At 32.4% G+C, this 22,547-nt stretch carries 20 protein-coding genes; 14 read left to right on the top strand and 6 right to left on the bottom strand.

Translation table 11 applies throughout. The features are described from left to right. The first annotated feature begins 140 nt into the window (after positions 1 to 140). The 9 genes from FF52_RS14100 (at position 141) to rpe (ending at position 11,112) form a co-directional block, all read left to right on the top strand. A complete protein-coding gene (locus tag FF52_RS14100) occupies positions 141 to 887 on the top strand; it encodes a hypothetical protein (protein WP_008466499.1) in 747 nt (248 codons plus the stop codon). 5 nt (positions 888 to 892) lie between these two features. Beyond that, the gene (locus tag FF52_RS14095; protein ID WP_316928759.1) at positions 893 to 3,382 is read left to right on the top strand and encodes a TonB-dependent receptor; all 2,490 of its coding nucleotides are present in this window, start codon (positions 893 to 895) and stop codon (positions 3,380 to 3,382) included. Further along, positions 3,358 to 3,678 (top strand): hypothetical protein, encoded by a 321-nt coding sequence (locus FF52_RS24000; RefSeq protein ID WP_316928758.1) that lies wholly within the window; start codon positions 3,358 to 3,360, stop codon positions 3,676 to 3,678. The genes FF52_RS14095 and FF52_RS24000 overlap by 25 nt, the downstream gene beginning before the upstream one ends. A 7-nt stretch (positions 3,679 to 3,685) precedes the next feature. Then, positions 3,686 to 4,870 (top strand): DUF4249 domain-containing protein, encoded by a 1,185-nt coding sequence (locus tag FF52_RS14090; protein WP_008466498.1) that lies wholly within the window; start codon positions 3,686 to 3,688, stop codon positions 4,868 to 4,870. Positions 4,871 to 4,925: 55 nt separating this feature from the next. Beyond that, positions 4,926 to 6,119, top strand: coding sequence for a DUF4249 domain-containing protein (locus FF52_RS14085; protein WP_008466494.1), 1,194 nt, complete (start codon positions 4,926 to 4,928; stop codon positions 6,117 to 6,119). Positions 6,120 to 6,177: 58 nt separating this feature from the next. Continuing rightward, positions 6,178 to 7,353, top strand: a complete 1,176-nt coding sequence (locus tag FF52_RS14080; RefSeq protein ID WP_008466493.1) for a DUF4249 domain-containing protein — start codon at positions 6,178 to 6,180, stop codon at positions 7,351 to 7,353. Beyond that, on the top strand, positions 7,341 to 9,071 hold the full coding sequence (locus tag FF52_RS14075) for a hypothetical protein (RefSeq protein ID WP_008466492.1): 1,731 nt from the start codon (positions 7,341 to 7,343) through the stop codon (positions 9,069 to 9,071). The genes FF52_RS14080 and FF52_RS14075 overlap by 13 nt, the downstream gene beginning before the upstream one ends. A gap of 155 nt (positions 9,072 to 9,226) precedes the next feature. After that, complete coding sequence (locus FF52_RS14070; protein ID WP_007804760.1) at positions 9,227 to 10,090, top strand: sigma-70 family RNA polymerase sigma factor; 864 nt, start codon at positions 9,227 to 9,229, stop codon at positions 10,088 to 10,090. Between the two features lie 359 nt (positions 10,091 to 10,449). Then, positions 10,450 to 11,112, top strand: coding sequence for a ribulose-phosphate 3-epimerase (gene rpe, locus FF52_RS14065; RefSeq protein WP_008466490.1), 663 nt, complete (start codon positions 10,450 to 10,452; stop codon positions 11,110 to 11,112). Here the strand turns inward: rpe and FF52_RS14060 are convergent. Then, the gene (locus FF52_RS14060) at positions 11,089 to 11,874 is read right to left on the bottom strand and encodes a DNA/RNA non-specific endonuclease (protein WP_035691633.1); all 786 of its coding nucleotides are present in this window, start codon (positions 11,872 to 11,874) and stop codon (positions 11,089 to 11,091) included. The two genes, rpe and FF52_RS14060, sit on opposite strands and share 24 nt — an antisense overlap. Positions 11,875 to 11,966: 92 nt before the next feature. After that, a complete protein-coding gene (locus FF52_RS14055; RefSeq protein ID WP_008466486.1) occupies positions 11,967 to 14,150 on the bottom strand; it encodes a carboxy terminal-processing peptidase in 2,184 nt (727 codons plus the stop codon). Between the two features lie 213 nt (positions 14,151 to 14,363). Between FF52_RS14055 and surE the strand changes: the two genes are divergently transcribed. The 5 genes from surE to FF52_RS14030 all read left to right on the top strand — a co-directional run bounded on the left by surE (position 14,364) and on the right by FF52_RS14030 (position 19,167). Then, on the top strand, positions 14,364 to 15,143 hold the full coding sequence (surE, locus tag FF52_RS14050) for a 5'/3'-nucleotidase SurE (protein WP_008466485.1): 780 nt from the start codon (positions 14,364 to 14,366) through the stop codon (positions 15,141 to 15,143). Next, the gene (locus FF52_RS14045; protein WP_008466484.1) at positions 15,136 to 15,405 is read left to right on the top strand and encodes a hypothetical protein; all 270 of its coding nucleotides are present in this window, start codon (positions 15,136 to 15,138) and stop codon (positions 15,403 to 15,405) included. The genes surE and FF52_RS14045 overlap by 8 nt, the downstream gene beginning before the upstream one ends. Positions 15,406 to 15,471: 66 nt before the next feature. After that, on the top strand, positions 15,472 to 16,593 hold the full coding sequence (lpxB, locus tag FF52_RS14040) for a lipid-A-disaccharide synthase (protein WP_008466483.1): 1,122 nt from the start codon (positions 15,472 to 15,474) through the stop codon (positions 16,591 to 16,593). A gap of 6 nt (positions 16,594 to 16,599) precedes the next feature. Further along, positions 16,600 to 17,085, top strand: a complete 486-nt coding sequence (locus FF52_RS14035) for a C40 family peptidase (RefSeq protein WP_008466482.1) — start codon at positions 16,600 to 16,602, stop codon at positions 17,083 to 17,085. A 51-nt stretch (positions 17,086 to 17,136) separates the two neighbouring features. Then, a complete protein-coding gene (locus tag FF52_RS14030; protein ID WP_008466481.1) occupies positions 17,137 to 19,167 on the top strand; it encodes a ComEC/Rec2 family competence protein in 2,031 nt (676 codons plus the stop codon). A gap of 2 nt (positions 19,168 to 19,169) precedes the next feature. On the opposite strand, the gene FF52_RS14025 is transcribed toward FF52_RS14030, so the two are convergent. The 4 genes from FF52_RS14025 to FF52_RS14010 form a co-directional block, all read right to left on the bottom strand. Continuing rightward, positions 19,170 to 19,616 (bottom strand): thioredoxin family protein, encoded by a 447-nt coding sequence (locus FF52_RS14025; RefSeq protein ID WP_035691607.1) that lies wholly within the window; start codon positions 19,614 to 19,616, stop codon positions 19,170 to 19,172. Between the two features lie 260 nt (positions 19,617 to 19,876). Further along, positions 19,877 to 20,329, bottom strand: a complete 453-nt coding sequence (locus FF52_RS14020; RefSeq protein ID WP_008466479.1) for a hypothetical protein — start codon at positions 20,327 to 20,329, stop codon at positions 19,877 to 19,879. A 214-nt stretch (positions 20,330 to 20,543) separates the two neighbouring features. Then, positions 20,544 to 21,011, bottom strand: coding sequence for a thioredoxin family protein (locus FF52_RS14015; protein WP_008466477.1), 468 nt, complete (start codon positions 21,009 to 21,011; stop codon positions 20,544 to 20,546). A gap of 47 nt (positions 21,012 to 21,058) precedes the next feature. Then, positions 21,059 to 22,543, bottom strand: coding sequence for a peptide MFS transporter (locus FF52_RS14010; protein ID WP_008466476.1), 1,485 nt, complete (start codon positions 22,541 to 22,543; stop codon positions 21,059 to 21,061). Positions 22,544 to 22,547 lie beyond the last annotated feature (4 nt).

Below are 22,547 nucleotides of genomic sequence, written 5' to 3'. Positions count from 1 at the left end.
AAATTTTAATAGTTACACAATGCGTTTTGCATGCCTGTAGCGCCTTTTTATCACAATTTAACAAATTAGCGTTTTATTTGTAACCTTTTTTTTATACTTTTGAAATCTTCCGAAAACCATTAACAAAACCATCGAATCCTTTGAAAAATTACCAAAAAAAAATCGTTTTTCTCATTTTATTTGAATTATTCTTAAACATTCATCCGATCCAGAGTCAAACTAGTAATGATATCAATACTTACAATTGGTTTGACACTACTGTTGGCAGAAGCAATCTGGATATTAACAATGGGATACCGCACACAAATTCATTCAGAACTTTAGGAAATGACATTCATTTGTATTTAGTAAATAAATACGAATTGGGAAAAGTTGTCTATGAAGATCAAGCTTACTATGATGTCAAACTTAAATATGACATCTATAGGGATATACTAGTTTTAAATCCTGACGGTGGATCTGACAATATTGGTATAAACCTGGCACAAAATAAAGTTAGCTCATTTTCTATTCAGGATAAAAACTTTATCAAAAGAGAAAGAAAAAACGAAGATATCCCTGAATTTACCACAGGCTACTTTGAAGAAACTAAAATTTCTCCAGATTTAGTGTTGTATATCAAACATCACAAAGACATGCAGAAGACAATTAACGAAAGCAGTCTTTATTATACTTTCAAAGAAAATAATTCTTTTTTTATCGATTTAAAAGGTAAAATTTATCCAATAAAAAGCAAAAGCGACCTTATTAAATTATTTCCCGAACAGAAAAAACAAATCAATGGGTTTTATTTATTGAACAGAGAACTACGAAAATCCGACTTAAATCAATTCATGAAAAATTTGATGAAATACACTTTTAACTCTCTTTCAATATCAAGCAAATAAAACAAATGAAAAAAATTTTACTCTCCTTATTTATCGTTTTCTCTTTTCAATTGTCTTTTGCGCAAAATACGAATGAGAAATTATCTATTACTTTTAAAGACGAAACCTTAACCAATGCACTTAAAAGTATTGAAGAAGCAACCAAATACAAATTTTACTTTGATCCTACTTGGGTTAATTCTGAGAAGCAATTAATTTCAGGAACTTATACTGATGTAAAAATCGATGATTTGCTTAATAAGATTTTAAGCAAAACAGACTTGAATTATATCATTCTAAAAAACAAGGTTATTTTTACTTTAAATAGCACAATTCACGATACTTTACCAGCAAATTATTTTACTGATGCTCCAGCAGAGACGAATCAGAATACAAATACCGATAGTGAAAATCCAGTATTTCATCAGCAGTACGATTCTTTAAGCACTTTTACAGTAAACAAAAAGTCTTCTATTGTATTCATTGGTAAAGAAAACAAGGAATCTACTAGAAAAACTTTTACAGTTTCTGGATCTATTAGAAACGAAGAAACCGGTAAAGCAGAACCGAATATTTACATTAAAGTTCGAAATAAAAACATCAACACTTCTACTGATCTTGACGGAAATTATTCTTTGCAGTTACCAAGAGGCATAAACATTATAGAAATTAAATCATTAAGCCATAAAGAAGTGGTAAAAACCTTAATGGTTTATGATGACGGGCAATTTGATGTTAGCATCAACGAAAAATCAAATCAGCTTGATGAAGTTGTTATTAAAAAGAAAGGACAGAAAACTACTGAATCTGTTGTTTCAGGCTTAGTTTCTATTGATATTGAAGGAATAAAAAATGTTCCCTTGATACTTGGCGAACGAGACATTCTAAAAGTTGCCACTACCTTCCCTGGTATTAAAACTACAGGTGAAGGTTCTGCAGGATTTAATGTTCGAGGAGGAAAAGACGACCAGAACTTAATCCTTTTAGATAATGCAGTGTTATATAATCCACAGCACTTTTTAGGATTCTTCTCTGCTATTAACCCTTATACGACAAAAAAAGCAGATATCTACAAAGGAAGTATTCCTGCCGATTTTGGAGGAAGATTGTCTTCAGTATTTGATATTGCTACAAAAAATGGAAATCCTGAAAAATTCTCAGGTGAAGGTGCTATTGGCCCTATCACATCAAACCTTACACTTAGTGTTCCAATCGAAAAAAACAAGTCAAGTATTATTGTTGGCGGCCGTGCAACGTATTCTGACTGGATTCTAAAAGCTCTTGACGATGAAGAATTAAAAAATAGCCAAGCGGGATTCTATGATGGAATTTTGAAATACAATAACGCTATTAATGCAAACAATAATTTAGAAGCTACCGCATATTACAGCCATGACCGTTTTAGCTTAAGTTCTGACTCTATTTATAAGTACAGCAACAGATTGGCTTCTATTAAGTGGGATCATACTTTTAACAAAAAAAACAAAGCTGCTTTTATTTTCACAAACAGTGAATATAAATTCAACATTGATTATGATTCGGACGACATAAATTCGTTTGATTTTGGCTATAAAGTAAATGAATCACAATTACAGGCAAAATTTAGCTATCAGCTAAATCCAAAACATACTTTTTCTTACGGACTTGCTAGTAAACTATACAATGTTTCTCCTGGATATCAGCATCCAACAAAACCAGAGGCCACTTTAGTTGCAACAGACGTTGAAAAAGAAAAAGCATTGGAATCTGCGGTTTATTTATCAGATAGCTATAAGTTCAATGATAAATTGCTTATTGATCTTGGGTTGAGATATTCTTATTACATGTCACTAGGGCCTGGTCAAGTAAATACCTATGCTCCCGGCTTGCCATTGAGCGATGAAACTGTAACCGGAACAACGACCTATAAAAATAATGAAGTTATACAAACCTATGGTGGTCTTGAACCTCGTATTGCTGCAAGATATTCTTTCACAGAAGATTTCTCGATTAAAGCAGGTTATGATGTAACTCGCCAGTATATTCACTTATTATCAAGCAACGTTACACAATCTCCAACAGATACTTGGAAATTATCTGATTCTAATGTAAAACCTCAAACTGCTCAACAGGTTTCTTTAGGTTTATTTAAAACTCTAAAAGATGAAGAATACGAAGTAAGCTTAGAAGGATATTACAAAAGATCAAAAAACATTCTTGATTACAAAGTTGGAGCTCAATTATTGCTTAATCAAAATGTTGAAACTGAGCTTTTGCAAGGAGAAGGAAAAGCATATGGAGTGGAGCTCTTGTTAAAAAAATCAACTGGAAGATTAAACGGTTGGATTGGATATACTTATTCTCGTACTTTTATCAAGCTTGATAGCCAATTCAGCTCTGAAATCGTAAATAATGGTGAATATTTCCCTGCGAATTTTGATAAACCTCATGACTTAAGTGCAATTTTTAAAACTATAGATTTACAAAACGTTACAGCTTATCGACTAACTTTTTGTATCAAACAGGAAGACCAATAACATATCCTATTGGTACTTTCCAATACGGAAATTCACAATATACTTTGTATAGCGACAGAAATGCCTATAGAATTCCAGATTACATTCGTTTAGATATTGGAATTAACATCGAAGGAAACCATAAAATTAAAAAGTTAGCGCACAGTTTCTGGAATATTTCTATTTACAATGTTCTAGGAAGAAACAATCCCTATTCTATTTATTTCGTAACAGATCAAAATGGAAAAGTAAAGGGTTATAAAACATCTATATTCTCAATACCTGTACCAAGTATTACTTATAATTTTAAATTTTAGCATTAAAATGAAAAATTACAGTCTATACAAGATTATTATTTTACTTGTAACTGCTATTGCAATTAATGGCTGTACAGAGGCGTATCCATTGGTAACAAACAGGTTTGAAGATGTTTTGATTGTTGAAGCTAATTTTACCAACGAGCTTAAAAAACAGGAAGTGAAACTTACCAAATCTGCAAGGTTTGAAGATGACGACTATCTTCCGGAAAGCGGAGCAGAAGTTTTCATCTCAGATGATGCTGGCAATAAATATAATTTTAGTGAAGACTCTGACAGATATGTTTCGGATATAGAATTTCAGGCTGTGCCAAATGTAAAATATCAGTTACACATTAACACCAAAGACGGTAGATCGTTTGCATCATCGCCAGAAATGCTTACCACGATAACTCCCATGCAAAGTGTGGTGGCAGCAATAGAGCAAAAGGATGATATTAATGGTGTCGGTATTCGTGTCAATAGTTTTGATCCTAAAGCTACATCGACCTACTATAGATTTGAGTACGAGGAAACCTATAAGGTTGTTGCGCCAAAATGGCTGCCAATAAAACTTGTATGGAATGGCGGACCAACCTTTGAATCGAATTCTGCAGACACTAAGACTTGCTATGGTTCTAATAAAAGCGTCGGATTTATGCTGTTAAACACAAACAAATTAAAAGAAGACAGAGTAGATTATCGCATTCGATTTATTAGCGACCAAGATTATATTATCACACACAGATACAGTATTTTGGTTAGACAGTATGTAGAAAGTCTGGCAGCTTACAGTTACTACAATACATTAAATAAAACAGCTGTTTCAGGAGGAACTATAACTTCCCCTTTGCAACCTGGTCTTTTATTGGGTAATTTAAAATCAACTAATGGTAACGCAAAAATTTCAGGCTATTTTGATGTATGCTCCGTATCTACAGAACGGATTTATTTTAATTGGGAGGATCTATTTCCTGGTAAATTCCCTCCGCCTTATGCAGTAGACTGCACACAATTTTGTTATGCAGAAGAACCTAATAATCCTGTTCCTTGTACACACTGTTGTTCTTATATGGAGGATTTACCTCTAGGAAAAATAACCTATTTTTCTGGAGATGGCAACAGTAACCTCAAAACATTTTGGGTTGATGCTCCATGTGGAGATTGCACAAAAATTGCATCTAATATAAAACCTCCTTTTTGGGTAGATTAAATAAAAGTTATCTAGTTTTTAAAAGATTAAATCAACTTAAAAAGAATATCAATAAATGAAATTTTATTTAATAAAAAATATAGCCTTCTTCATACTTCTCACAGTCTTTTTTAATAGCTGTACAGAAGCATATCCGTTAGTAACAAACAGATATGAAGAGGTCTTAGTCGTTGAAGCCAACATAACCAACGAACTTAAAAAACAGGAAATAAAACTTACCAAATCTGCTAAATTTGAAGACGAAGGCTATCTTTCTGAAACTGGAGCAGAGGTTTTTATTACAGACGATGCTGGAAATAAATACAACTTTACTGAAGATTCTGAAAAATATGTTTCAGATATAGACTTTCAAGCAGTTCCTAATACCAAATATCAATTGCATATTAACACTAAAGACGGCAGATCTTTTGAATCATTGCCTGAAATGCTTACAACTATAAATCCAATGCAAAGTGTAGTGGCAGCCGTTGAAGAAAAAGATGGCGTAAATGGTGTTGGCATTCTTGTTAATAGCTTTGATCCAGCTAGCTCGTCAACGTATTATAGATACGAATATGAGGAAACCTACAAAGTTATCGCGCCAAAATGGAGAAAAACAACATTAAAATTGGATGCAAATGGCTTTCCTTATTTTGTCACAAATAATCCAGATACCCAGACTTGTTATGGTTCTAAAAAAAATGTAGAATTATTATTAACAAGTACAAATGATCTAAAAGAGGATCGAGTAAATTATTTAATTCGATTTATTAACGATCAAGATTATATAATTACAACCCGATATAGCATTTTGGTAAAACAATACATCGAAAGTCAAGCAGCATATAATTACTACAATACATTAAAGAAAACAGCAGCTTCCGGAGGAACTATTGTCTCACCAAATCAGCCTGGTTTTTTATTAGGCAACCTAAGATCTACTAATAACTCAAACAGTAAAATAGCAGGGTATTTTGATGTCTGCTCTGTATCTACGGAACGAATTTATTTTAACTACGAAGATTTATTCCCTGGTAAATTCCCTCCACCTTATATTGTAGACTGTAAAGAATTTTGCTACTCAGAAGCAGAAGCTTTTGTTCCTGATCCTTGTACGCATTTCGGTACTTATTTTGACGATTTATCCTTAGAAAAAATAATTTATTTTTCGGGAACAGGAGGCAGTTTTACCTATTGGGTTGAACCTCCTTGTGGAGACTGTACAACAATTGCATCTAGCATAAAACCTCCGTTTTGGGTAGATAACTAAAAAACGATGATTTCTTAATGAAAGTCAGAACCAGATTAAAAAAGAATATATTCAAGCCATGAAATTTCATATAATAAAAAACACGATCCTTCTAACACTTCTTACGATCCTTTTTTGTGGTTGTACAGAAACATTCCCTCTTGTTACCAATACTTATGAAGAAATAATTGTTATTGAAGCAACATTAACAAATGCACTTAAAAACCAAGAGATTAAAATAACCAAAACTTCAAAATTTGAAGACGAGAAAGTAGCTGTTGAAAGCGGAGCTAAAGTTATCGTTAAGGATGACCAAAATAACGAATATTTATTTGAAGAAAATTCGGGAGTATATAAATCTCAAGTAGCTTTTCAGGCTGTTCCAGACAGAAAATATACTTTGGAAGTTACTACCAAAAATGGAAAAATATATCAATCAAGCCCTCAAACTTTAACAACAGTAAATCCTATACAAAGTGTTGTCCCAGCACTAGCGACAAATAAAGACAATGAAACTGGAGTTCAAATCAATGTTAATACTTACGACCCCGCAAAATCTTCAAAGTATTACAGATATGAATATGAAGAGACTTTTAAAGTTGTTGCTCCAAGATGGTCTACATTAAAAATCATCACAACCAGTCCGCAAACTGTTGCCTTAATTGAGAATGATCCAAACACTAGAATTTGCTACTCTAATGCTAAATCTACAAACATTATTTTAGTAAATACAAACGACCAAGCAGAAGATCGCGTAAATCTTCCAATACGATTTATCGAGGAAAATAATTACATTATTGGCCATCGTTATAGCATATTAGTAAAACAATATATAGAAGGATTGGAAGCTTATACTTTTCATAAGACAATGCGAGATATTGCAAGTTCTGAAAGTATATTGTCTCCAAAACAGCCAGGACTAATTTCTGGAAATATAAGATGCATTAATGATTCTTCTACAAAAGTTATTGGTTTTTTTGATGTAGCATCGTATTCAGAACAAAGAATATTTTTTAATTATACTGATTTTTTTCCAAACAAACCGATTCCTTACTTTAACACCTGCGACGATATTATGTATAGATTTTGTTTTGGAGGAGAGGATTGCGAAGGAGAAACTATGATTTATAATATAAATCGTAACTTAAACACCTACATCACAAATAGTGGCATAATTTATACTATGGTCGATAGTGTATGCGGAGATTGCACATCATTTTCATCTAACATAAAACCTTCATTTTGGACAGAATAAAACACATCCTTTTATTGTTTGTATTGATTAATACACAATTTAGCAGAGCACAACAGACTATCACTTTAGATGAAACTTTGTATGTTCATTCTAATGCTACATCATTTGTAACAGGTGAAACTTTATTATACAAAGTTTACTGCCTAAAGTCGTCCGATAAAACACCAAGCAACATAAGTAAAATAGCTTATGTAGAAATTGTTGACAGTAATCAAAAATCTGTATTTAAAACTAAAATCGCACTCGAAAATGGAGTGGGACAAGGTGATTATTTTATTCCGACCACTTTAAAAACGGGCAGTTATAAATTAATCGGATTTACCAATTGGATGCTGAACAAACCTATTTCTGAATTGTTTCAATTAAACATCAATATTATCAATCCGTATAAAACAGATGAAAAAACTAATGCTGAAAAAGTTTTAGCCAATAGCTCAAAAGCAAATGTTTCAGAAAACTTAAAAAATGAAAACATAGCACTAAACTTGAACAAAAAAACGTTTACAAATCGAGAATTGGTAGACTTAAAAATTGAGGCTTCAAATAAAGATTTTAAAGACGGAAACTATTCGCTTTCGGTTAGAAAATTAGACAATATCCCTGCGACAGATAAAATTTCTGCTGTTGCATTTGCTTCTAATCCTTCTTATCCTATGGCATTAGATCTACAAAAACAAGATCAGAAAATAGTTTTGCCAGAAGTTAGGGGCGAAATCATTTCTGGAAAAATTTCTGCTAAAAATAACGTAGACCCAATTGCAAATATTTCTGTTGGATTATCTATTCCGGGAAAATCTTTTGCTTTCAAAGTTGTAAAAACCGATATGAATGGAAACTTTATTTTCAGCATCGGGAAAACATTTTATACTCCAAATATAATTTTACAGATCATTGATGAAAAAGCCAATGCTTATAACCTTGTTGTAGATAATGGTCCTGAAATAGACTACTCGAAACTATCATTTGATAAAAACACAAGTCTATCTTATACTTTTAAGGAAAGCTTATTAGAAAGATCTGTTTCTAGTCAGGTAGAAAATGCTTATTTTCATAAAAAAGTAGACAATATCGAGAAAAGTCCTTCAACAGATGCATTTTATTATCCTCTTGCTAAAGAATATATTTTAGATGACTACACTCGTTTCAAAACGCTGAAAGAAACTATCACTGAGGTTGTTGTAGAAATTTATTCAAAACAAAAAGATAACAATCTTTATTTGCATGTAACCGATCCTAGTGTTTTTCCTCAGCTTCCAGAATCTGCACTTGTTCTTGTGGATGGACAATATGTTGAAAATGCAAACGATTTGGCATTGTACAGCATGAAAAATGTCTACAAAATTGAACTTATAGTAGGAAGATATTATCTTGGTCCAAGATCTTTTAACGGGTTAATTAGTTTTACCACTTTCAATAAAGATTTTAAAAGTACTCAAACAGGAAGTTTCATAGCAAAGCCAACAGTTTTAAGACCGCAACCAAAAAAGATTTACAATAAAGTAAAATACGAAAGTGGTTCTGACAATGACAGAATTCCAGACTTCAGAAATCAGTTGCTTTGGAATCCTGAAGCACATGTAGACAAGAATTCTGAAACTTCATTTTATACTTCAGATCTAACAGGAACATTTGAAATAAGACTTGAAGGTTTTACTAAAAATGGAATTCCTGTGTCAATTTCAGAAAACATTGAAGTTCAAAATACGGTCGTGAATTAAAAATTTCATTTTCGAAATAAACATAACACACACAAAACCTGCCTATTAAAAGGCAGGTTTTTATTTTTATAGAATATTTTTAAAATAATTGTAACTTTTTTGATACTCCTTACGTATAACCATTTGTACACTTTAAAAAATAGGGAGACAACAACATGAGACAACTTAAAATCACCAAGCAGGTAACTAATCGTGAAACTGCATCGTTAGATAAATATCTACAAGAAATTGGAAAAGTTGACCTAATTACCGCTGATGAAGAGGTAGAATTAGCACAAAGAATAAAGGCTGGTGATCAAAGAGCTTTAGAAAAACTAACAAAAGCCAACCTACGTTTCGTAGTATCTGTGGCTAAACAATATCAAAATCAAGGATTAACTCTTCCTGACTTAATTAATGAAGGAAACTTAGGTTTAATTAAAGCCGCTCAACGTTTTGATGAGACTCGTGGTTTTAAATTCATTTCTTACGCTGTATGGTGGATTCGTCAATCGATTCTTCAAGCTTTAGCTGAACAATCTCGTATTGTACGTTTACCATTAAATAAAATTGGTTCTATCAATAAAATCAACAAAATGTACGCATTATTAGAACAATCTAACGAGCGTCCGCCTTCTGCTGAGGAAATTGCAAAAGAACTTGATATGACTGTAAACGACGTAAAAGAGTCTATGAAAAACTCTGGACGTCACCTATCAATGGATGCTCCACTTGTGGAAGGAGAAGATTCTAACCTTTATGATGTATTACGTTCTGGCGAATCTCCAAATCCAGATAGAGAATTAATTCACGAATCTCTTCGTACTGAAATCGAACGTTCTTTAGAAACATTAACCCCAAGAGAGGCAGATGTTGTTCGTTTATATTTCGGTCTTGGCGACCAACACCCAATGACTCTTGAAGAAATTGGAGAAACTTTCGACCTTACTCGTGAGCGTGTTCGTCAAATTAAAGAAAAAGCAATCCGTAGATTGAAACACACTTCTAGAAGTAAAATCCTTAAAACTTACTTAGGATAAGACAATATTTGTTTCAGGTTTAAAGTTTCAGGTTGCTTTTGTAACTTGAAACATAAAACATGAAACCTTTGTACCGCAAACAACAGTTTGATTGACTGTTCGTTTTTTGATTGATGATTGAAACTCCGGCTGATTACCGGAGTTTTTTATTTTTTCTTTCAACGTTTTTTTACCGCAAAGCACGCTAAGAATTACGCAAAGTTCGCTAAGTTTTTTTAAGATATATTTTTAATAGAATTCAGAAAACACAGAGCTTTGCGAACTTCTCATCCTTAAATAATTTTGCGAACTTTGCGTAATTCTTAGCGTGCTTTGCGTTTAAACTTTATCTTTGTAATAAAACAACACACAACACTACAATGAAAAATACATTTATTGCCCCTTCAGTCCTTGCTGCCGATTTTGGCAATCTACAACGCGATGTCGAAATGATTAATAACAGTAAGGCTGATTGGTTTCATATCGATATTATGGATGGAGTTTTTGTACCAAATATTTCTTTTGGAATGCCAGTTTTAGAAGCCATTTCAAAACATGCCAAAAAATATATCGATGTCCATTTAATGATTATCGATCCTGACCGTTACATTAAAACTTTTGCTGATTTAGGCGCAAATGGATTGACTGTTCATTACGAAGCTTGCATACATTTACACAGAACACTGCAAGCTATTAAAGCTGAAGGAATGAAAGCAGGCGTAGCCATGAATCCGCATACCAATGTAGATTTATTGGAAGATATTATAAACGATATTGACGTAGTTTGCATTATGAGTGTAAATCCTGGATTTGGTGGACAATCATTCATCGAAAATACTTATGATAAAGTAAAAAAACTAAAGGCGCTTATAACACGTAAAAATGCTTCAACACTAATCGAAATTGATGGCGGTGTGACCAGCAAAAACGCAAAACAATTAGTAGAAGCGGGCGCAGATGTTTTAGTTGCTGGAAGTTTTGTTTTTAAGGCTGAAAACCCAACAGAAACAATTGCAGATTTAAAAGTCCTTACTGCTTTTTAGGTTTTTAAGATTCGGAAAGAAATCAATTCCAGTCATTTTCTCCAAAGTTTCAATTGGAACTACAAAATCATAAATCGATTGATCACTTTTTTCGTTTGGAACCAAGAAAGCAATTGCTTTATGCTCTTTCCCTTTTTTAGCCAAAACAATTTTATAGAAATATTTAGGAACAGCCACTTTTTCTGTTCCTATTTTTTTATCCGAATCTTTTGCAATCCCGCCAGTTACCACATAAATATCATTGTATTTTCCTGCCCAATAGCGAGTCTTCTGCTCTATCCTATTCCAAATTCCAGCATTAAAATCTCTTTTCTGAGGAGAAATATTCGAAGTATAAAAAGTGTCATTATAAGCATCTTTGCTGAACTCCATATCCCCTGCAGGACAAAGATGACCTTTATCGTAACCTGATTTTTTATAATTTCTCCAATCTGCAGAACCTGTAGTTACTTTTGGATCTTCTATAAAATAGGGACGTTTATAATCATTATTTTTTAAATATTCCTTTTTCAATTCGTAAGCTACCCACTCTGCCTGCTCAAACTTTTCATTGTAAGAAAGCGTATAATATTGATGCTTTACAATCTGTTTGGTTGTTGAAGTCGGGAGATAAGCAGTGGTATATAGAGAATCTCCATAAGTAGAATTTCCTTTAAAAGAAACAATTTCATTACTATTTATTTCTTGAGTATTTTTTACATTTTCTTTTTTACATGACAGTAATGCAAAACCTAGTAAAATCAAACCAAAACAACCTTTCATATTTTTATTTTTAAAAGCTAAACTTACAAAAAAACGCTCCATAAATTCAAAATTTATAGAGCGTTTTTAAACAAATTAAATTCTATTCGAACTTAAGACTTCACTAGTTTATCCTTTTTCATTTTAGGATTAACTGTATTTTTTACCAAACTTTTCGTTTGCAAATCGTCCAATACATTTAAAGCTTCTTCTACATAAACATCTTTAGATAATGCTTGATGCCATGCTTCTCTTTTCTCTTTTAAAGAAGCATCTGCTTTCATCTCTTCTTCTTCGTAAGGAAGCGATTTAAAAATCAGATTGTTTTTGTAATCAGAAATTGGTTTATATTTTTTCCCTTCGTTTTCAACTTGTTCCTGGGTTTCTTTAAAACTCTTAATATTCAAGCTATAAACATTTTCTTTATTCTTGACATCGATCCATTTTGCATTATCATCAATTAATTTGAATTGAGGATTTTGTGCAATTCTGTTTCTACTGTTATTGATAGCTTTAGTAAAGTTTTCATTAGAAGTCCAAGTACTATAATCAGCTGGATCAATTTTATCCCAAGGCATTGCATTATCAATATCTCTCTCACCCATTTTCAAGTAAGCATAACGATCTGGCATTACAACATCACTATGAACTCCTTCTAGCTGAGTAGAACCACCATTAATTCTATAAAACTTCTGCCCTGTAATTTTCAATGCTCCAAGATCTCCATAATTTGCGTTACGCACAAATTGATTTAAATCAAGTACATTTTGTACAGTTCCTTTTCCGTAAGTTTGTTTGCTTCCGATAATTACACCACGTTTGTAATCTTGAATGGCAGCAGCTAAAATTTCAGACGCCGAAGCAGAAAAACTGTTTACCATGATAACCAATGGACCATCCCATTCGATTTTTTTATCTTTATCATATAAAACTTCTTTCTTTTTGCCAGCAGATTTCACCTGAACAATTGGTCCGTCTTCGATAAATAAACCAGCAATATCAACAACTGTAGAAAGAGATCCTCCACCATCATCACGAACGTCAAGTACAATTCCGTTGATGTTTTCTTTTTTCAATCTTTCTACTTCACGAGCAATATCTTTTCCTGCATCACGTCCGTCTTTATTTTCAAAGTCGATATAGAATTTAGGAAGATAAATTACTCCATATTTCAAGCCGTTTTTCTCAACAACACTAGATTTTGCATACGTTTCTTCAATTTCAACAACATCACGAATGATAGAAATTACTTTAATAGAACCATCAACTTTTTTAACTGTCAGTTTTACTTCAGTTCCTTTATGACCCTTAATTTTCTTCACGACATCATCCAAACGCATACCCACAACATCTACAGGTTCCTCATTTCCTTGAGCAACTTTCAAGATTAAATCACCAGCCTCAAGCTGTTTTCCTTTCCAAGCTGGACCTCCAGAAATTAACTCGTCAATTTGAGTAAAATCATTTTTCTTAGTCAAACGAGCTCCAATACCTTCTAGTTTTCCACTAATATTTACATCAAAACGATCTTTTTCTTCTGGTGCAAAATAACTTGTATGCGGGTCAAAACGAGCCATAATCGAATTCAAATACACAGAAAACCAGTATTCTCTATTCAAATCTTTAATTACACCAAAATTATCATCTAGCGATTTTAAAGAGCTTTCGCGAGTTTCTTTTTCTAAAGTCTCAAAAGATTTCTCTTTGTAAGCTGGGTCTTTTTTCTTCTTTTCTTCTTCAATTTTTTGTTTGGTCACTAAAGAAGAAAGAGTCGATAATTTAATTTGTTTTCTCCATCTTTCATTAAGCTCCGTTAAGTTTTTTGCATACGGAATGTGCTCATAATCTGCATTAAAAGTCTCGTCAACATTATAATTAAAAGGCTGAGCTAAAATCGTTTTATAACGTTTTTTACTTTCCTCCATACGCTTCATCAACCTGGTATAAGTAAGGTTAAAGAAAGTAATATCTTTATTCAAAAATTGATCATCAAGCATTAATTCATATTGCTTGAACTCGTCAATATCTGACTGCAGGAAAAATCTTTTTGAAGGGTCTAGAGCGTCAATATAATCCTTAAAAATGCCTTTTGAAAATTCATCATTTATTTCTGCTGGACTATAATGCCCTTTTTCAATAACAAATGCTAATAATTCTAAAAGTGTCTTGTCTCTATTCGGATCTGGGTCGATTGTCCTATCGGCATTCATTTTAAATGCAAACAAGGTAAGCGATAAGCACAATACGGCTATGAGTATCTTATAATTTCTTTTCATAAACTTTATAATAGCATTCATCAATTTTTTTATCTAAGTTACGTTAAAAACTATGCCACGAGAGCTAACGCTTCGATAATTTTTTGTTAAAGATATAAAAATGTTTAATTCGCAAAAAAGTTCTTTACCTTAGTTGACAAATTTTGCAGGATTTGTGACTTATCCTGAAGAATCTGTGATTAAATTTGTTTTTAAAATCTTACAATTGTTAAAATTACACATAATATTTATTAAATGAAAGCTGAGAAACCACTAATATTAGTAACTAACGATGATGGTATTTTGGCTCCTGGAATTAGAGCCCTTATCAGTGTCATGGAAACCATAGGCGATGTCATCGTTGTTGCGCCAGACAAACCTCAAAGCGCAATGGGGCACGCCATCACAGTCAACAATACCTTATTTATAGATAAAATTTCGAAAGACGATGACACAATTGCAGAATACAGCTGTTCTGGAACTCCTGTAGATTGTGTAAAATTGGCAGTAAACGAAATCTTAAAACGCAAACCCGATTTATGCGTTTCAGGAATCAACCATGGATCAAATTCGTCTATCAATGTCATTTATTCTGGAACCATGAGTGCAGCTGTCGAAGCTGGAATAGAAGGCATTCAGGCAATAGGATTTTCTCTTTTAGATTTTGATTGGAACGCCGATTTTGAACCAATTAAGTCTTTCGTGAAAAAAATTGCTTTAGAAACTCTGGCTAATAAACTGCCTCCAGGAGTAGTTTTAAACGTCAACTTTCCAAAATTAAAAGAATCTGAAATTAAAGGAATTAAAGTTTGTCGTCAAGCGAAAGCTTATTATGCGCAGAAATTTGACAAAAGACAAACTCCCTTCGGAAAAGATTATTACTGGCTTGCGGGCAAATTTGTAAACGAAGACAAAGGCGAAGATACTGACGAATGGGCTTTAGCAAACGGATATATTTCAGTGGTTCCGGTACAATTTGACTTGACTGCCCACCACTCTATTCAGCAACTTAATACTTGGAAATTAAATGACTAAAGAAATACTAATCGGTTTTTTAATCGGAATTTTTACTGCTCTTCTAGGAAGCTATCTGTTCATTACATTTTTTACCACATTTGACATTTCATCAGGATTTAAAATGATTCGAGAATACGGATATCTCGGAAAAATAATTACCATAGGAACACTTTTAGACCTTGGTGTATTCGCTATTCTTTTAAAAAGAAACAAAGAATACATGGCTCGAGGTGTAATTTTGGCCGTGATTGTATTGGCAATTTCGACATTAGTTATTTAAATCTTATCTTTGCGAGGTTAGCGCTTTCGCGGATTTACAACTTAGCACATTTACAAAAAAACCAACATGAAGTATTACATAATTGCAGGAGAAGCCTCTGGAGATTTACATGGTTCAAATTTAATGAAGGCATTATATGTTGAAGATCCCGAAGCAGAAATTAGATTTTGGGGCGGAGATTTAATGCAAAAAGCAGGTGGAACTCTGGTAAAACATTATCGCGACTTGGCTTTTATGGGCTTTATTGAAGTGGTTTTCAATTTAAAAACCATTTTAAACAATATTAAAATCTGCAAAAAAGACATCACGGAGTTCAAACCAGATGTGATCATTTTTATTGATTACCCGGGTTTTAATATGCGTATTGCAAAATGGGCAAAGGAATTAGGCTATAAAACACATTATTATATTTCTCCTCAAATTTGGGCTTGGAAAGAAAACCGAATTAAAGCCATCAAACAAGACGTCGATAAGATGTATGTAATATTGCCTTTTGAGAAAAGCTTTTACGAAGACAAACATCATTTCCCTGTAGATTTCGTTGGGCATCCGCTTATCGATGCGATTCAGAATCAGCCTGCCTTTGATGAAGCCTTATTTAGAAAAGAAAATAATCTAGGCGAAAAACCAATCATTGCAGTTTTACCTGGAAGCCGCAAACAAGAAATTACCAAAATGCTGAGTGTAATGCTGAGCGTTGTTGATGATTTTCAGGATTACGAATTTGTTATTGCTGGAGCTCCAAGTCAGGAATACGAATTTTATCAGCAATTCTTAAAAAATAAAAACATTGCATTTGTTTCCAATAAAACGTACGATTTGCTTCGTTCTTCGACAGCCGCTTTGGTAACTTCTGGAACGGCGACTCTTGAAACAGCTCTTTTTAAAGTTCCTGAAGTTGTTTGCTATAAAGGAAGTGAAGTTTCATATCAGATTGCAAAACGCATTATCACTTTAAAATATATTTCTCTTGTCAATTTGATTATGGATCAGGAAGTTGTGACGGAATTAATTCAGGGAGATTGTAATAAAAAACGAATTAAAGAAGAGCTCCAAAAATTATTGGAACCTGACTATCGCAATAAAGTGTTGCAAAATTACGATATATTAGAACAAAAATTAGGCGGAGTTGGTGCAAGTAAGAACACAGCGAAACTCATTGTTGCCGATTTAAAACAAACTAATTAATCTATTTTGAAAAGAATACTCCTTTTTCTGCTTTTAACAATTGCTTTTACTTCTTGTAAATCAACTTCTTCTGTTGCAAACAAAAATGAATCTAAAAAAGAAAACAGATCGTTGGTAAATAATTTAATTGAAAAAGCAACAGACAATATTGGCGTGCGCTACAAAGCTGGAGGAACTACAAAAAACGGATTTGATTGTTCTGGATTGGTTTATACTACATTTGAAAGTGAAAATATACAGCTTCCTAGAAGTTCTTATGAGCAAGCAAAAATTGGAAAAGTAATTCCGTTAAACGATGCCCGAAAAGGCGATCTAATCTTCTTTAAAACCAACAAAAGCAGGCAAATTAATCATGTTGGATTAATCACAGAAGCCAATTCTGATGAAGTAAAATTTGTGCATTCATCAACTTCAAAAGGAGTTATTATTTCTTCTACCAAAGAGCCTTATTACAAGAATTCTTTCGAACAGGTAAATAGAGTCATTCCTTAAAAATTCATTTTATTTATTATTTTTCTTACAAATATTTAATACTTTTATGCCATGAAAGTATTAGATTTTCCGTTAGTAAAAATCACACTTGCGTTTATTCTTGGCATAATCGCTTCTTATTACCTGCATTTTTCTATTTCGATTATTGCCTTTTGGGTTTCAGTTAGCTTTATAGCATTTTGCGGCGCCTTCTTTTGGAATTTAAAGCATAATAAGAAATCTATTTTATTTGGAACCACCTGTTATGTTTTGTCTTTCTTTATTGGGGCATTGACACTTTTATGCCACACACAAAGTCTTCAAAAAAGCAATTACACGCATTGTAAAATAGCTTTCAAAAATCCCGAATTTATCACATTAATTTTAAGAGAAAAATTAAAGAGCAACGATTATAGCGATCGTTACATTGGTCTTGTGAAAACAATATCAGGAAAAGCTTATTCGGGAAAAATAATTGTAAACGTTCAGAAAGACAGCATTCAAAACCCATTAATTGTAGGGAATAGCATTAAAATTCAAACCATTTTAAAGCAAAACAAACCCAGTAAAAATCCGAATCAGTTTGATTACAGCAAATATTTAGCAGACAAACAAATCTATGCGCAGATTTATTGCCAGAAAAAAGAAATTTTGGTCAGCAAAACGGTTCAAAAAGACATATGGTATTATTGCGCACAATTGCATTCCAGAATAATTTCCAATCTTGAAAAATCAAAATTTAATACAGCTGAAATGAATGTTGCTTTGGCTTTAATTTTAGGGCAGCAGCAAGAGATTTCACAAGATATTATCCAAGATTATCAATATTCTGGAGCTACGCATATTTTATCTGTTTCGGGGCTTCATGTGGGCTTTATAATGCTTTTCATCACTTTCATTTTAAAACCTATTCCCAACACAAGAAAAGGCTCTTTTTTAAAACTGGCTTCAATTCTAATTTCTTTAGCAGGTTTTGCCATAATTTCCGGTTTATCTCCTTCCGTTTTGAGATCCGTAGTTATGTTCTCTTTTGTTGCAATTGGAAGTCATTTACGCCGAAACGGCAATATCTATCATACTTTACTAGTTTCTATTTTATTGATTTTACTTTTTGAACCCTATTTCTTATTTGATGTCGGTTTTCAATTAAGTTACATCGCATTATTTTTCATACTTTGGCTACATCCCATTTTAAAAAACATCTATAAACCGAAATACAAGATAATCGTTTACATTTGGGAAGCTCTCACCGTTTCTTTTGCTGCACAAATTGGCACTTTGCCTTTATGCCTTTACTATTTCCATCAATTTCCAGGTTTATTTTTTGTCACAAACATTATTATATTACCTGTCTTATCATTCATTATGATTGCAGGAATTATAGTTATGATTATCGCTATTTTTACAAGCCCGCCATTATTCATGATAATGATTTTTGAAAAAAGCATTTATTTACTAAATTTCATGATTCATGCAGTTGCTTCTGTCGATTCATTTGTTATTCGAGACATCAGCTTTAATTTATATCACTTGTGGGCATTCTCATTCTTCATAATTTGTACGGTAGTCTGGATTAAAAAACCAAGCTTTAACAAATTGACTTTAGTGCTTGCTTCAATTATCTCAATCCAACTTGCTTTCATTTTTACTAAGGCCGAAACTGAAACCGAAGAGGAGTTAATCGTTTACAATGAAAAAAACAACACGCTTATTTCTGAGCGCTTAGGAAGAAACATAGTACTCTATAGTAGAGATACTATCGATAAAAACATGAATAAAAGAAATATAAATTCTTATCTCGTTGGAAATTCAATCAGTTTGTCTAAAATCAAAGAAATTAAAAATGTGCTTTACTTTAAAAATACTAAAATTTTAATAATTGATAGTACTAAAGCTTTTTCAGAAAAAATTCAGCCAGACATTCTAATTATTACCCAAACCTCGAGAATAAATCTAGATCGACTGTTACTGCATATTCATCCAAAAATCGTGATAGCTGATGGTTCAAATTCCAATTCAATTCAGAAATATTGGAAAAATAGCTGTCTTAAAAAAAATATCCCTTTTCATTCAACAAAAGAAAAGGGATACTATCAATTATAATTTTATTCTGGATTTAAAATTGAATTGGATTCAGAAATCCAACTTTTAACGCCAGACCCTGTATAGCCAATAAGTCCTAACTTATTAAAGTTTGTCTTTCCTTTTCTGACCGTTACCTCAGAAAAGCACACTTGAGGAATATCTTCTATACCGAAAGCATTCTTCAACATTAGATTTTGTTCTTTAACAGCATCAGAAGCTGAAGAATCTGAAAGGTCTAGTTTTACCAATATGACATTTCGCGACCATTCTTCAAAATCTCGGGTAGCAAAAATTTCATTTTGAAGTTGAGGACTTACGCCTTGAGCAGTAAAAAAAATTAATAACGGTTTTCTTTTTTCTGCACTTACGGCTACAGCATCATTAATGTCGGTTTTCCAAATTATATTTTGAGAATTCATACAAAATGGACTTAAAAATAGTAGTAGGATGAGTAATTTTTTAGGCATATAATTTAGGGTTTGGTTATGTTAATAAAACTAAAATAACACAAAAAAAGAATTCAATAAAAATTTTTAATGAATTAAAAACCAAGTTATAAGCATTAAAATCAAATTAACAATAAATGGCTCATTTTTTAATAAATGTTAAATAAACACTAATAAAAATAATCAAATTCTCTGTTTCGATTTAGAAAAAAAAATCCCCTCTCTGTAAAACAGAAAGGGGACTAAAAAAAATTAAAATAAAAGTCGAATGAAATCGTTTACTATTCTACTGGATGCAAAATTGCATTTGATTCTGCAATCCAAGCTTTCGCTCCTCCAGGTTTGTAGGCTATTTTTCCTAAAGCGCTAAATGTAGTTTTGTTTTTTCTTACTGATGCCATTGCAAAACATACTTCAGGAAGATCCTGAACTCCAAATGCATTTTTCAATTTTACATTCTGTTCACGATCACTATCTGAAGCGTTCATATCAGATAAATCTAATTTTACTAAGACCACATTGTCTCGTGACCAAACAGCAAAATCGGGTGTTTTAAAGATTTCGTTTTGAAGATTTTCTGCTACACCTGAGGCAGTGAATAAAATCAGCATTGGTTTTTTCTGTTCATTACTTATAGCAATAGCATCTGTCATGTTTGTTCTCCATGCTAAATTTTGTGCTTGCATCATAAATGAACCTATAAAAAACACTAGGGCAAGTAGTTTTTTAGTCATATAAATTGGTTTTTGGTTAGATTAGCAAGACGAAATTAACATTATATTTTAATTATCCAAATTATATTAATATAAAAAATATATTATATGTTTTTTTACATACAATAAAATAATAAATACTCAATTTAAAGCAACTTTACAAAGCGTTTTTCCTACTAAATAAAAAAGGTCCCTTACAGAGTAAGAGACCTTTCATTATTTTTCAAATTAAAATTTACATTTTCTTCGGATGCACTATTCCTTCTGCAACAGTTAACCAAGCTGATGGTCCGCCGGCCACATATCCTGTTTTACCAAGACCTTTAAAGTTAACTCTACCATCTTTGGTTTCTGCACTAGTAAAGAATATAGTTGGAAAACCTTGAATCCCAAAAGCTTGCTGCAATTCATTATTCTGGCTTTTAAGTTCTGGTGTCTGAGGAACAGATCTAGGATAATCCAACTCAACTAAAACAACATTATCTGTTGCCCATTTTTTAAATTCTGCTGTCTTTAAAACTTCATTTTGCAAACGAATACACCATCCGCACCAATCACTACCAGTAAAAAACATCAACATTGGCTTTTGTTCTTTATTACTTACAGTAATTGCTTCTCTAACATCTGTATACCATTTTAATTCTTGTGCCTGAAGATTTGCAGCACCAATTAAAAACAAAGCAATAAGTACTATTTTTTTCATAATGAGAAATTTTATACAAATTTATGCAAAAACTAATTACAATATAATTATTTAACTTCTTGCATTAATTTTCTAATCAACGGAGTTAGCACAATAAATGCAATCCCAGCAACAAGTGCATATAAAGCTAATTGATAATATCCATCCGTGTAAGCAATAAGTTTAGACATTAATGTAGTTCCAGTGTTGGCATCAGACATTTCAGCTCCTAATTTTCCTGCAGCAAATTGGCCAAATGCACTTGAAAGAAACCATAATCCCATCATCATTCCGAACAATCTTTTAGGCGATAATTTTGTTATCACAGACATTCCGATTGGACCAATACATAATTCCCCCAGTGTATACAAAAGATATCCTAAAGCAAATACATCCAACGAACTTAATCCGTCTTGGTTTACAAAATATCGAGCAGCATAAAAAATAAAGAAACCTGCCGCCAATAAAATAAATGACAAACCAAATTTAATAACGGTATTAGGCTCTATTTTTCGTTTAGACATATAGATCCACAAAAATCCTAATAATGGGCTAAAAATAATAACATACAATGAATTTATACTATTATTTACCACATTCGGATCGATATTAAAGAACAATAATTTATTGGTCAAATTATCTTTCGCAAATAACGACAATGAACCTCCTGACTGTTCAGAGATTGCCATAAACATAAAATATGCAAAAATAAAGATAAAGGCAGCAAAAAACTTAAGTTGTTGCTTTCTCTCTTTTATCATTATCAATTCATACAAAAAATATCCCAATGCCAGCACCCCGATCGTATACATAAAATACTCTGTAAAATCAGAATTAATAACCATTATATACACTAATGGAATTACAGCAAAAGAACCTACATAAACGGCTATTTCAGAAAGATTACGTTTTTTAGATGTCCGATTTTCTAATGGGGAATTTCCAATCGGCGCTAAGTGCTTTTTCGTTAAAAGAAAAGTTACAACTCCAATTATCATAACAATTGCTGCAGAAAGGAAGCAAAGACTCCAAGAATAGTTTTTCCCTAAATAAATAGGAATCGCTCCTCCAAGCATTCCTCCAATATTAATTCCTGCATAAAACAGTCCGTAACCTGCGTCACGACGACCGTCGCTCTCATGATACAATTCGCCTACCATTGAAGAAACGTTTGGTTTAAAAAAACCGGTTCCAATAATAGAAAGTGTTATTCCGTAATAAAAGAAATCATGTGGATTTGCCGCAATAAGCAAATTTCCCAAAATCATCACGATTCCTCCAAAAAGAAGTGATTTTTTAAACCCTAAAATTTTATCAGCAAAAATTCCACCGATAAAAGTAAATGCATATACAAAAGCCTGAATCGCCCCATATTGCAAATTTGCTTTCCCTTCAACCAAACCTAATTGATCTACCATGAAAACTGCTAAAACCCCTCTCATTCCGTAGAAACAGAAACGTTCCCACATTTCAACCAAAAACAAGTACCACAATTGCTTTGGGTACTTGCCTTTAAAATTTTGAATTTCTTCTAAAGTAATATTGTTTTCCATTCTA

It is taken from the genome of Flavobacterium sp. F52 (assembly GCF_000278705.1).
Taxonomy (GTDB): domain Bacteria; phylum Bacteroidota; class Bacteroidia; order Flavobacteriales; family Flavobacteriaceae; genus Flavobacterium; species Flavobacterium anhuiense.
The sequence above is the reverse complement of the archived record's forward strand: the minus strand, read 5'-3'. Positions and strand labels throughout refer to the sequence as shown.

Coding starts and splice junctions, on each gene's coding strand:
- FF52_RS14095 (WP_316928759.1), top strand. CDS start 893: ATGAAAAAAATTTTACTCTCCTTATTTATCGTTTTCTCTTTTCAATTG.
- FF52_RS14090 (WP_008466498.1), top strand. CDS start 3,686: ATGAAAAATTACAGTCTATACAAGATTATTATTTTACTTGTAACTGCT.
- FF52_RS14085 (WP_008466494.1), top strand. CDS start 4,926: ATGAAATTTTATTTAATAAAAAATATAGCCTTCTTCATACTTCTCACA.
- FF52_RS14080 (WP_008466493.1), top strand. CDS start 6,178: ATGAAATTTCATATAATAAAAAACACGATCCTTCTAACACTTCTTACG.
- FF52_RS14070 (WP_007804760.1), top strand. CDS start 9,227: ATGAGACAACTTAAAATCACCAAGCAGGTAACTAATCGTGAAACTGCA.
- rpe (WP_008466490.1), top strand. CDS start 10,450: ATGAAAAATACATTTATTGCCCCTTCAGTCCTTGCTGCCGATTTTGGC.
- FF52_RS14060 (WP_035691633.1), bottom strand. CDS start 11,874: ATGAAAGGTTGTTTTGGTTTGATTTTACTAGGTTTTGCATTACTGTCA.
- FF52_RS14055 (WP_008466486.1), bottom strand. CDS start 14,150: ATGAATGCTATTATAAAGTTTATGAAAAGAAATTATAAGATACTCATA.
- surE (WP_008466485.1), top strand. CDS start 14,364: ATGAAAGCTGAGAAACCACTAATATTAGTAACTAACGATGATGGTATT.
- FF52_RS14045 (WP_008466484.1), top strand. CDS start 15,136: ATGACTAAAGAAATACTAATCGGTTTTTTAATCGGAATTTTTACTGCT.
- lpxB (WP_008466483.1), top strand. CDS start 15,472: ATGAAGTATTACATAATTGCAGGAGAAGCCTCTGGAGATTTACATGGT.
- FF52_RS14030 (WP_008466481.1), top strand. CDS start 17,137: ATGAAAGTATTAGATTTTCCGTTAGTAAAAATCACACTTGCGTTTATT.
- FF52_RS14025 (WP_035691607.1), bottom strand. CDS start 19,616: ATGCCTAAAAAATTACTCATCCTACTACTATTTTTAAGTCCATTTTGT.
- FF52_RS14020 (WP_008466479.1), bottom strand. CDS start 20,329: ATGACTAAAAAACTACTTGCCCTAGTGTTTTTTATAGGTTCATTTATG.
- FF52_RS14015 (WP_008466477.1), bottom strand. CDS start 21,011: ATGAAAAAAATAGTACTTATTGCTTTGTTTTTAATTGGTGCTGCAAAT.
- FF52_RS14010 (WP_008466476.1), bottom strand. CDS start 22,543: ATGGAAAACAATATTACTTTAGAAGAAATTCAAAATTTTAAAGGCAAG.